The organism is Cytobacillus sp. FSL M8-0252 (genome assembly GCF_038007345.1).
GTDB lineage: Bacteria > Bacillota > Bacilli > Bacillales > Cytobacillaceae > Cytobacillus > Cytobacillus kochii.
Genome location: NZ_JBBOWZ010000001.1, coordinates 2,731,582 through 2,744,107, shown reverse-complemented (window position 1 = coordinate 2,744,107; position 12,526 = coordinate 2,731,582). Strand labels below are relative to the sequence as shown.

Annotated in this window: 9 protein-coding genes; 7 read left to right on the top strand and 2 right to left on the bottom strand. The window is 36.7% G+C overall.

All coding sequences use genetic code 11. The features are described from left to right. Positions 1-17 precede the first annotated feature (17 nt). On the top strand, positions 18-1,052 hold the full coding sequence (locus MKX83_RS13800; RefSeq protein WP_095373019.1) for a CaiB/BaiF CoA transferase family protein: 1,035 nt from the start codon (positions 18-20) through the stop codon (positions 1,050-1,052). A gap of 147 nt (positions 1,053-1,199) precedes the next feature. Beyond that, on the top strand, positions 1,200-1,895 hold the full coding sequence (gene pssA, locus MKX83_RS13795) for a CDP-diacylglycerol--serine O-phosphatidyltransferase (protein WP_095373020.1): 696 nt from the start codon (positions 1,200-1,202) through the stop codon (positions 1,893-1,895). Positions 1,896-2,039: 144 nt separating this feature from the next. Here pssA and MKX83_RS13790 read toward each other — a convergent pair whose 3' ends face one another. Beyond that, positions 2,040-2,417 carry a nucleotide excision repair endonuclease gene (locus tag MKX83_RS13790; RefSeq protein ID WP_095373021.1) on the bottom strand — a complete coding sequence of 126 codons (378 nt, stop codon included), beginning with the start codon at positions 2,415-2,417 and terminating at the stop codon, positions 2,040-2,042. 312 nt (positions 2,418-2,729) lie between these two features. Here MKX83_RS13790 and MKX83_RS13785 point away from each other — a divergent pair, with 312 nt between their 5' ends. From MKX83_RS13785 to pstB, 4 genes are read left to right on the top strand one after another with little or no spacing between them, the layout of a single operon-like run. Then, complete coding sequence (locus MKX83_RS13785) at positions 2,730-3,572, top strand: phosphate ABC transporter substrate-binding protein (protein WP_095373022.1); 843 nt, start codon at positions 2,730-2,732, stop codon at positions 3,570-3,572. 43 nt (positions 3,573-3,615) lie between these two features. Next, a complete protein-coding gene (gene pstC / locus MKX83_RS13780; RefSeq protein WP_233435231.1) occupies positions 3,616-4,521 on the top strand; it encodes a phosphate ABC transporter permease subunit PstC in 906 nt (301 codons plus the stop codon). Between the two features lies 1 nt (position 4,522). Next, entirely contained in the window at positions 4,523-5,347 is an 825-nt protein-coding gene (pstA, locus tag MKX83_RS13775) for a phosphate ABC transporter permease PstA (protein WP_341055905.1), read from the top strand. A 17-nt stretch (positions 5,348-5,364) separates the two neighbouring features. Then, positions 5,365-6,183 (top strand): phosphate ABC transporter ATP-binding protein PstB, encoded by an 819-nt coding sequence (gene pstB, locus MKX83_RS13770; RefSeq protein ID WP_095373024.1) that lies wholly within the window; start codon positions 5,365-5,367, stop codon positions 6,181-6,183. A 380-nt stretch (positions 6,184-6,563) separates the two neighbouring features. Here pstB and MKX83_RS13765 read toward each other — a convergent pair whose 3' ends face one another. After that, positions 6,564-8,609: a molybdopterin-containing oxidoreductase family protein gene (locus MKX83_RS13765; RefSeq protein ID WP_095373025.1), complete on the bottom strand. Its 2,046-nt coding sequence runs from the start codon at positions 8,607-8,609 to the stop codon at positions 6,564-6,566. A 471-nt stretch (positions 8,610-9,080) separates the two neighbouring features. Between MKX83_RS13765 and ileS the strand changes: the two genes are divergently transcribed. Then, positions 9,081-12,104 (top strand): isoleucine--tRNA ligase, encoded by a 3,024-nt coding sequence (gene ileS / locus MKX83_RS13760; RefSeq protein ID WP_341055900.1) that lies wholly within the window; start codon positions 9,081-9,083, stop codon positions 12,102-12,104. Positions 12,105-12,526 lie beyond the last annotated feature (422 nt).

Genomic DNA, 12,526 nt, shown 5'->3' with positions numbered 1-12,526 from the left:
AATGAAAGGGATAATATATGTTAACAGGTGTGAAAATAATTGATTTTACAAACTATTTACCAGGTCCTTTTGCCACGCTTAGATTGGCAGAACTTGGAGCAGAAGTAATTAAAATAGAAGGACCGAATGGTGATCCTGCACGACATTTAGAGCCGATGGGCAAAGGCCAAGGTGTCATATTTACGAGTAATAATCGCGGTAAAAACAGTCATTTCCTCAATTTAAAAGATACAACGGATTTAAATAAGGTGAAGGAACTAATACTAGAAGCAGACGTAATCATTGAAAGTTTTCGACCGGGTGTGATGAAGCGTTTAACATTAGACTATGAAACGATCCAAACATACCATCCCACAATTGTCTATTGTTCATTGGTTGGGTATGGTGAAAATACTTTTTATTCTACCTTTGGAAGTCATGACCTGAATTATATGGCCATTAGCGGGATGTTAGCACAATGGAAGGATGATAAGGGACGTCCCATTCATCCTTCTCAACAAATAGCTGATTTAGTCGGAGGGATTGTGGCAAGCGAAAGAGTTTTAGCAGGTCTTGTTCAAAGAGGGATAAATGCAAAGGGTAGCTACCATCAAGTAAGTATGGCAGATACAATGACGGCTTTGATGGGTAACCACCATCTCGTTCATCAAGTGACAGAAATGAAACAAGGTGTAGAGGTTTTAGCAGGGACCATTGTTAACTATTGTTTATACGAAACAAGTGATGGTCGCTATATGGCATTAGGCGCATTAGAGAAGAAGTTCTGGCAATCTTTTTGTTTAGCTGTTGAACATCCCGAATGGATAGCATGTCATATGATGAAGGTAAGTGATCCTGTTTATAAACAAGTTTGTGCAGTTTTTAAGGAGCGATCATTTACTGATTGGATAGGTGTTAGCGAGCAAGTCGATTGTTGCTTAACACCTGTGTTAGAAATCGATGAAGTACCCAAAAGTAATTATCATCAACAAAGAGGGAGTTTCGTTTATGATGATAACTGGTCTTGTATTCAACAATATTCTGACTTGAGAAATCCTCAAAAAAAGAAATAGGGACAAAAGAACTTAATAATCGTCAAACATATATAGTAACAACTTAGAATATAGTGTTATAATAGATAAACCTTAAAAAGTGATTTGTGTTTAAATGAAGGTTTATTTTTGCAACGTAGATCACAAAAAAGTGAGTGATGATTGTAAGTGAAATTTATTAAGATGATACCAAATATGCTTACTTTAGGCAATTTATATTGTGGATTTTTGTCTATTGGATTTGCTGCTCATGGCCAATATAATAATGCGGCGATATTGATTATTATCGGTATGATGCTTGATAGTATGGATGGTCGTGCAGCGAGAATGTTAAAAGCAGATAGTACGCTAGGCAAAGAATTAGATTCATTAGCGGATGTTGTAACTTTTGGGGTTGCACCGTCATTTCTCGTATATTATACATACTTTTACCAATTTGGTTCTATTGGATTATTAGTTTCTGGGTTATTCCCGCTATTCGGTGCATATCGCTTAGCACGATTCAATATTGGTACTAGTAAGCAGTCCATGCATTATTTTATCGGTGTTCCGATTACTGCCGCTGGTGGTATTTTAGCTATTTTAACATTGTTTGGTCACTGGGTGCCCAGTATTATTACGACAGTTGTATTTACCGCGCTATGTTTTTTAATGGTCAGTCGTATTCGTATTCCGAGTTTAAAAGATATCCCATTACCAAAGTACGGGACAATTGTGACAATCTTTTTAGGCTGTATGCTTTTTGTTCTTTATAAAGGGACATATGGTTCCTATCCTTATTTAATTTATATTGCCACTCCATTATACATTGCCTATTTAGCGTACCGCTTTAAAAAGAACCAAAATAATAAGACTTCCGACTAGTAAGAATTTTACAGTTTGGGAGTCTTTTTTTTGTTGTTAGGAAACCATAAAGACAGGAATTTAATTGAGTCTTTCGGAGAGAAAAATCATTTTATAAAAAAAGGATGAAGGAGGTTTCTCCTTCATCCCATAACTAAAATAAAATTAGCTTGAAAAGAAAACTTTTTCAGTATTATATTTTGCTTTTAACTTATTAATAATGTAGGTTTCGTATATTTCACGCTCAACAGGATCATCAACATACATACATGCAATTTTAGACACTTGTTCACGGTGATTTTTAATGGGAGACACTTGGTCGTCGAAATGTTTTTTTACACGTTGTCTTAGTTTACGTGCTTTCCCAACAAAAAGAAGGTTCTCTTTTTTGTCAAAGAATAAAATCATTCCACCTCTATCTCTTGGAATCTTTGTAAAGTCCGTAAAACCATATAAATGGCTGATGGCCGTTGTTCCTTGTTCCCCGCCAGGCTTCTTTTTAGTGATAACTAAGTCTGGATGAGGTATTTCAATATTAATCATCAATAATCACTTCCTATTCTAGCAATCATCGTACCACAACCTACATAAAAAAGCCCATACTTCCGCGTATTTTTCTTTAAATGTTTTTAAATCATATAATGGAGAGATAATAAACGTATTCTAAAAAATGAAAGTTTGAAAAATTAATAATATTATTAGGTTGATTTTTACAATTTCTCCATAAATTTATGGGTATATTGATGAAATTTACAAAGGCTTTACAAAAGGTTAATAGAGTATTAAATATGATTCGTTATATTGGGATTAACACAAACAAAATAGCTAAAAGCAATCTAAAGTGGAGGTTTTTCTATGTTAAAACTTCGAAAATGGAAGAGTATTTTGTTACTTTTGTCACTTACTTTAATTTTGACTGCATGCAATGGTGGTGAAGAAGAAGGAGAGGGACAAGCTAGTACAGGTAACGGAAGCACGATATCCATTTCTGGTTCTACGTCAGTTGGTCCGCTAGCAGAAAAGCTAGCTGCTAAATATATGGAAAATGCAGATGTGAACATTGAAATCAATCAAATTGGTTCCTCAGCAGGAATTACAAATGCAATAAATGGAGTTTCCGAAATTGGCATGTCTTCTCGTAACTTAGAGTCAGGAGAAGAAGAAGAAGTATCACCTACAATCATTGCTTTTGACGGAATTGTAGTCGTTACACACGCAAACAATAAAGTAAAAGATTTAACAATGGAAGAAGTGAAAAAGATCTTTACTGGTGAAATAACAAACTGGAAAGAGGTAGGCGGTAAAGATATGGAGATTGTTGTCGTTTCACGTGAAGACGGGTCAGGTTCGAGAGATGCTTTTCAGGAAATTGTTGACTACTCTTCTGGTGAGTTAGTACGGAGCTCAATTATCGCTAGTGGAAACGGAAATATAAAAACGACAGTTGCAACAAATGAACATGCTATTGGGTTTATCTCTTTTGAATATATAGATGATACAATTTCAACGATTAATATTAATGGGGTAGAACCAACCGCTAAAAATGTAATTGAAGAGAAATATCCATTATCTCGTCCTTTCCTTTTCGTGCATAAAGACTTATCAGAGGAAAGCCAAGCGTTTATTGACTTCATTTTAAGTGAAGCTGGGCAGGAAATCGCTGCAGAAGCAGGGGCTATACCAATTATAGAAGAATAACGCTACATCAAACAATTAGCAAGTGACTTTGGAGGTATGTGTTTTGCCAAATCCATCAGAAGTAAAACAAACAAATAAATCAAATCGATTAAAATATATTATGGAGTTCATTTCAGAGAAATTGTTTTTAATCTGTGCGTTAATCTCTGTGCTTAGTTTATTTCTCATTATTGGATTCGTCTTCTTTAAAGGATCAAACCCATTCATTGCAGACGGGTATAGTTTTATTGATTTTATCTTCGGGTCTGATTGGGTACCGAGTGAAGATAAGTACGGCATTTTTCCGATGATTGTCGCTTCCATTTATGCAACGATTGGGGCGCTTGTCATTGGAGTACCAATTGGGTTATTAACGGCGATCTTTTTATCGGAAATAGCCCCGAAACCAATTGCAAAAATTATTTCACCAGCTGTACAATTGTTAGCGGGTATCCCATCTGTATTATATGGTGTATTCGGCTTAGCGATTATTGTTCCTTTCTTACAAAATAATCTTGGCTTAGTAAAAGGGCAAAGTTTAATAGCGGTTATTCTCGTATTAGCGATCATGATGTTACCTACAATTGTAACCGTTGCTGAAACAGCCATTAGGGCAGTACCGAAAACGTATAGAGAAGGTTCCTTAGCATTAGGTGCCTCGCCAATCGGAACCATATTTAAAGTCGTTGTTCCAGCAGCAAAATCAGGTATTATGGCAGCCATTGTATTAGGGCTAGGACGAGCAATCGGAGAGACGATGGCAGTCATTCTTGTTGCTGGTAATAGTTTGATTATACCAACAAGCTTAACTGATAGTGTAAGACCACTTACAACGAATATTGCCCTTGAAATGGGTTACGCTTATGGTACACATCAAGAAATGTTATTTGCGACAGGAATTGTATTATTCTCATTCATTCTAATATTGAATTTCGTATTAGCAAAAATAAGTTCGAAAGGTGGGAAGTAAAGTGAGAAAGTTTAAAGATAATTTATTATTAGGCTTATTGTGGTTTGGCGCTTTCTTAACTGTAGCTATCCTACTTATTATCGTTGGTTATATTTTTTATAAAGGTATCGGATTAATTAATCTTGATTTTATCTTTGGTGACTATTCACCTGTCGGCGGCGGTGGAATTTGGCCAATGATTATTACTACCATTTATACAATTGTGATATCGCTAGTCATTGCCACTCCAATTGGGATTTTAGCAGCAGTTTATTTACAGGAGTACGCGAAACAAGGAAAGCTCGTTCGAATGATCCGGTTTGCAACAGAGAGTTTAACGGGTATTCCATCTATTATATACGGATTATTCGGTGCTGTATTTTTTGTTACCACATTGGCGATGGGGATGTCTATTATTTCAGCATCCTTGACCTTAACAATTATTGTTTTACCAGTGATCATCCGTACAACAGAAGAAGCTTTAAAAACAGTACCAGCTACTTATAGAGAAGGTTCCCTTGCATTAGGTTCAACAAAGTTACAAACACTATATAAAGTCATTTTACCTAGCGCTATGCCCGGGATTTTATCAGGGATTATCCTCTCTATGGGACGTATCATTGGTGAATCAGCAGCGATCTTTTTAACAGCAGGTACAGTAGCTGCAATGCCTGAAGGGATTTTCTCCTCAGCGAGAACATTAACGGTTCACTCGTATCTTGTTACACAAGAATCTGGTGATATTGAATTAGCAGCAGCAATTGGTATTGTGTTAATTGTTATGATTCTTGCTCTAAACTTTGCTGCAACATTTATTTCTAAAAAGCTTAATAAAGCTGACTATTAAAAAGGAGTGTTCTATTCATGAATACAACACTAGAACGTAAAGAAGTAAAAGAGTCTGCAAATGTTGAAAATCAAAATGATCAGCGTTCAGTGAAAATTAGTGTAAGAGACTTAGATTTATTCTACGGTGATAACCAAGCGCTTTATCAAGTGTCATTAGATATTCGTGAAAAAGAGGTAACAGCATTAATTGGTCCTTCTGGATGTGGAAAATCGACTTTTTTAAGAACATTGAATCGTATGAATGATTTAATTGATAGTGTGAGAATTAATGGAGATATCCACATTAATGGCAATAATATATATCAATCAAAAGATGTTATTGAACTTAGAACAAAAGTCGGTATGGTTTTCCAAAAGCCAAATCTATTCCCAATGAGCATCTATGATAATGTAGCCTATGGGCCTAGAATGCAAGGGATTAAAAATAAAAAAGAATTGAATAAAATTGTTGAAGAAAGTTTACGTGGAGCGGCGATTTGGGACGAAGTAAAGGATCGTTTGAAATCTTCGGCACTTGGTTTATCAGGTGGTCAACAACAACGTGTTTGTATTGCCAGAGCAATTGCAATGAAACCAGACGTCATATTAATGGATGAGCCAACTTCAGCACTTGACCCCATTTCAACACTTAAAGTGGAAGAACTTATTGCTCATTTGAAGAAAGATTATACGATCGTCATCGTTACTCATAATATGCAACAAGCTGCTCGTGTATCCGATAAGACAGCGTTCTTCCTTAACGGAGAAGTCATTGAATTTGAACAAACCGATCAAATCTTCTCCATGCCAAAAGATAGCCGTACAGAAGATTATGTGACTGGCAGATTCGGCTAAAAAAAATAAACGTTAGGTGCCGAACAAATTTCCATTATTAAATAGGGATTTGTTCGGCTCTTTTCTTTGGGAAAATGTATGATCGGAAGAAGTAAATGCATAGCTACCAAACTAATGAGATGTGAGATTAGCGCAAAAGGGGAGAAACAGGCAACAGGTGAGCAATTTCGGACATGGGCAATGTAAATAGCTAAACATAAATAACAATAGGTCACCTTCCAATTTAGTTGATGCAAAACGGAAACTAATCTAAAGAAGTAAACCTAATCATTGGTCTTCTTCCCTTAAGAACCATAAAAAGACTAGAACAAACGTTCAATGATAACAGTTTGTCCTAGCCATTCTGTAATTTTTGACATTTGTCCAATTTCTCAAAAGGATTAATTACTAATGACTTTCTCAATATACACTCTGCCAGAAAAGAAAGTCGCCCCGCCTCCCATATCAGCGACTCTATCAGGTGTGAGGGTATTAACGAGTTGTTTCTTACCTGGCTCATCAGCCCAAAGACCTTGACTAACAACAACCCCAGGAAGTACGTTTTCTCCGACAGCAGCGGTTAACTCACATTCTCCCCGATCATTAAAGATTTTTACTGGATCTCCATCTTCAATTTGATAAGCTTGTGCGTCCTTGTTATGCAAGTGGAGTTTTGGTTGTTTTTCTAATTTAATATGCTTGTCATTATTTGAAAAAGTACTATTTAAAAAATTATGGTTTGGTGCTGGAACGAATAAAAATGGCGCATCGCCTTCTTCTACAATTGGATTGTAGGTCGGCAGTGGATTTAAACCGTCCTTCTCCATTAATTCAGAATAAAGTTCGATTTTTCCACTTGGTGTCTTAAGTTTGCCAGGAAGTAATGGACGTACGTCTGCTTTCATAAAGCGATTTTCTTTTAGACGCTCAAAATTAATTTCCTTCATATATTCATTCTTTGTATTCTCTAAAGCGGATGTGATTAAATCTTCTTCGGAATCCTTAAATAAATCTTCAGTATATCCCATATAATGTGCTAGCTGTTGAAAAACATGATGATTGGACCGTGACTCACCATACGGTTCTATTACAGGTTCATGCAAATGAATATAATGGTGCCAATAAGAAGTGTAAAAATCTGTATTCTCATATGATGATGTAGACGGCAAGATGATATCAGCAAATTGAGCTGTTTCCGTTAAGAATAAATCATGAACAACTAAAAATAAATCTTCTCTTTCAAGCCCTTTTTTCACTAGATTACTATTTGGTGCAATAACAGCCGGATTACTACCATAAACGTACATGGAGCGGATAGGTTTATCTTTTTGTACTAAAGCTTCGCCTATGAGATTCATATTAATCGATCTGGTCTGTTTATTTGCTAATAAATCGGGACGCTGCATAGCCGCGGTATTGAAAGCTAAAAAACCAGAGTTTGATTTTAGTGCGCCACCACCTTTATGCAGCCATTGGCCTGTTAGAGCAGGAAGGCAAGATATGGCACGTACATTCATCCCACCATTATCATGATGTTGCAAGCCATTGCCAATCCGGATAAATGAAGGGGTACTCTGACCATATTCTCTTGCTAATTGATAAAGATCATCTACAGATACCCCTGTAATAGACGAGACTACTTCTGGCGTATATTTTTTTACATGTGTTCGTAATTGCTCATGTCCAATGGTATATGTTTCAAGAAATTTCTCATCTACCATATGCTCAGCGAACAAGATATGCATCATCCCAAGTGCAAGCGCACTATCCGTACCTGGTTTAATGGGAATAAACCAATCAGCCATTTTGCCTGTTTGATTTTTATGGACATCAATCACGATGATTTTTGCTCCATGTTTTTTTGCTTTTCGGGCAAGGATAACTTGATGCATATTTGTACTGACAGCATTAATTCCCCAAAGGATGATGAGCTTGGCTTCACTTGTTTCTTCCGGATCAGTGCCAAAGCCTCCACCCATTGTGTAACGGTAACCTTCTTTACCTGCTGCTTGACAAACTGTTTGTTCTAGTCTACTGGCACCTAAGCGGGAAAAGAAACGGCGGTCCATTCCTTCTGCAGCCACTCTACCCATATTACCGTAAAAGCTATAGGGAAGAATGCTCTCGGGACCTTGTGTTTTAATTAAATCTTTCCATTTATCTGTAATTATTTGTAGTGCGTCATCCCAACTGATCTCCTCAAATTGAAGACTACCTTTTGGACCAGTTCGTTTGAGAGGGTGAGTTAATCTCTTCGGGTCATATAGCCGTTCAGCCATATTTCTTACTTTATTGCAAATATTCCCTTGCGTTACAGGATGGTTAGGATCGCCTTCCACTTTAATGATTTTCCCCTCTTTTTTATGTATGAGTAAACCACATTGGTCCGGACAATCAAGTGAACAAACGGACGTGAAAATGCCCTCTTTCTCGGTGTGAATCGTCATTTTGTTATCTCCTTTATTCTAGGCAAGCTTTATTGTCTATTTAACATGTTTTTATTAATAATTATTATAATAGGTTACTTCTCTTCATCCTGCAATGATAAAATATTTATTTCTATTGACAATTCATAATTATTAACATATGATACTTTCATATTAATTAAATTCTATTCAATTCGTTGACGAGAAAGAGTAGTTGTGCACATCTTATCCAAAGAGAGTTAGCCATTTGCTGAGAGGCTGACGTTAAGACCACAATGAAAATCCTCTCTGAGAAGCAAAGCTGAAGTGAAACTAAGCTTTGACGGCATCCAACCGATAACCTGGACGCGTATGATGGTACGTAGTGAGAGCAAATACAAACCACTACAGTTGGTTTTTTTGTTTTTTAGAGGGGATATTTTAACTCGATTCTACGTATAGGAATCGAGTTTTTTTTCGTATATGAATGGATATCGAAAGGGGTCTTTACAAATGAAAGAACGAGATGTGGAAAAGGAGAGGAAGATTTCTGATTATTGGAAAGAAACACGGATATTTCAAAAGTCCATACAGCAAAGGCAAGAGGCGCCATCCTTTGTTTTTTATGAAGGCCCGCCAACAGCAAATGGTATGCCACATGCTGGTCATGCACTTGGTCGAACGATAAAAGATTTTGTTGCCCGTTATAAAACAATGACGGGACATCAAGTTTTAAGAAAAGCAGGGTGGGACACACATGGGCTCCCTGTAGAACTTGAAGTACAAAAGAAATTACAATTGCATAGCAAAGAGGATATTGAAGCATTTGGTGTAGAAGCATTTATCGCAGAGTGTAAGAAAAGTGTATTCACATATGAAAAAGAATGGCGACAGTTTACTGAGCTATTGGGCTATTGGGTGGATATGGATAACCCCTATATAACTCTCGATAATGAGTATATTGAATCAGTTTGGCATATATTGTCACACATTCATCAAGGTGGGCGTTTATATAAAGGGCATCGAGTTGTCCCGTATTGTCCTCATTGTGAAACGTCCCTAAGCTCGCATGAAGTCGCACAAGGATATAAAGATGTGCATGACCTTTCAGCAACAGTTAAATTTAAAGTGGCTGAAAATGAATACTTACTTTGTTGGACAACAACCCCTTGGACGTTACCGGGAAATGTAGCTGTAGCGGTAAACCCTAAGCTACGTTATGTGAAAGTCGAGCAAAATAATGAACGATTGATTGTTGCAGAAAGCTTGGTTTCAACAGTACTTAAAGAAGGTTACAAAGTTATCGAGTTTATACGAGGTGAAGAATTAATAGGTATAAAGTATGTAGCACCATTTTCATTTGTTCCGCTCAACAAGGGGCATATTGTAATTGCTGCGGATTTCGTAAAGGATGATTCAGGAACTGGGTTAGTCCATATTGCCCCTGCACATGGTGAAGATGATTACCAAGCTGTAAAAGAAAATGGATTAGATTTTCTTCAAGTCGTGAATGAGAAAGGGAGGTATGTTCAACAAGTTGCCCCGCTAGCAAATAAGAGAGTGAAAGAAAGTGATGTAACAATCATTCAAATGTTAGCACAGCAAAATCTACTTTATAGCAAGAGGAAGTATGAGCACAGTTATCCGTATTGCTGGAGGTGTGACAATCCACTGATTTATTATGCGATGGAAGGATGGTTCATTCGAACAACTGATGTTAAAGAAAAAATGATAGACAATAATCAAATGGTTGAGTGGTACCCAACGCATATGAAGAATGGTCGATTCGGTCACTTTCTTGACCAACTTGTTGATTGGAATATTGGAAGAAATCGTTTTTGGGGAACGCCGTTAAATGTATGGACTTGTCAAACATGCGGATTAGAAAGTGCCCCAGGTTCCATTGCACAATTAAAAGAAAGAGCGATTGAAAAAGTAGATGATCGCATCGATCTGCACAAACCTTATGTTGACCGTATTCATTTGAGATGTTCTTGTGGTGGTGAAATGAAGCGAGAGAAAGAGGTCATTGATGTATGGTTTGATAGTGGTTCAATGCCATATGCCCAATATCATTATCCTTTCGAACAGACCACGCCATTTAAAGAACAATTTCCCGCAGATATTGTAATAGAAGGAGTGGATCAAACGAGAGGATGGTTCTACAGTTTACTGGCCGTATCCACCCTATACAAAGGTGTTGCACCGTATAAAAATGTCTTATCTCTTGGCCATATATTAGATGAACAAGGACAAAAAATGTCTAAGAGCAAAGGGAATGCTCTAAATCCTACATCGTTGATTGAAGAGTTTGGCGCAGATGCATTAAGATGGGCTCTTCTTAGTGATAGTGCCCCTTGGAATAATAAGCGATTTTCTAAAAAAACCGTTCAACAAGCAAAATCAAAAATAGTAGATACGTTGAGGAATGTTTTTTCCTTCTATGATATGTATGCAAAGATAGATGGCTTTGACTTCAGGCAACATCGAGTCAAGGAATTTGCACTCATTGACCAATGGATACTTTCAAGATTGCATCATACGATTGCGGAGGTAAGAGAAGGGTTAGAGCGTTATGACTTTTTTAAAAGTGCTAAATTACTGGCAGAATTTTTGGATGATGTGAGTAATTGGTATGTAAGACGATCACGGCAAAGATTCTGGAAGGAAGGGTTAGATCACGACAAAAGGGCAGCGTATACAACTCTTTACGAAGTGCTTCAGCAATCAACACGATTATTTGCACCCTTTATGCCGTTCGTCACCGATGAGATTCACTTACAATTAGTCGGCAGTAGTGTTCATCTAACTGACTACCCTAAACAAGAGAAAATGAAGACTATCATCCAATTAGAATCGGAAATGAAAGCTATTCGACAAATTGTTGAACTCACTAGATCGATCAGGATGTCAGCTAATATCAAAACAAAGCAGCCACTTCAAACATTAATCGTAAGTGCTGTTAATGGGAAGGTTAATTTGTCACCCTATGAACAGATTATAAAAGATGAAACAAATGTAAAAGACATTGTTTATGAAAAATATGTAAATAAATTCATGATGATTGAGTTAAAAGTTAATTACGCAATTGCCGGCAAAAAATTCGGTAAAAGAGTAAAAATGATTGAGCAAGTAATAAAAGGATTAACGGTCCATGAAAAAGATAGGTTACTGATGGATGGAATATTAAACATAGAGAAAAATGGAGAAATGCTCTTTTTAGAAAATGAGGATGTGTTAGTAGAGAAAAAAGCAAAACACCCATATAGATTTGCGGAAGGAAAAGATTGTACGGTCCTACTGGATATCGGATTAACAGAAGAGCTTTTGCAGGAAGGGTTAGTGAGGGAAGTAATTAGAGAAGTGCAAAACACTCGAAAAAAGCAGGGGTTAGCGGTTGAACTACGTATTCATCTAACAATGTTTGGCAATGAAAGGGTTTTAAGTGCGTTAGAGAAGTTTTCGGCGCTTGTACAAGAATCTTTACTTGTCCAGACCATTACATTAGCAGAAGTTGAAGAAATGACAAAATCTTGATGTTGATGGAGAAACAATCAAATTCAAAATAGACCATTAAACAATGAAAAATCACAGCCAATGGCGGATGGCTGTGATTTTTACTGGGGGATATGTTGTTTAACCATTCATCTTTACGTATCCATTTCCCTACAAAAAGTGTAATGGTAACCTTTTAGTATAGGCTTTGATTATTAAGCTATTAAAGTTTCGTCTGATGAGAATGCGACTGAATTTGAATAGTGGATGAATGATATTTCAACAATAAATAATTGATGTAGGCTTGTAGGTTAAATTCATTATTCTTAACAAAATACGAAAAGTTAGTTCTTTTCAAGCTTAATCACAACCTTTATATATGTACTAAATAAAATGATCACCATTGAATATACCGGCCCCACCTTCGCCAAGTACGTTGATAGCCACACTTGCTATCCGCCTAA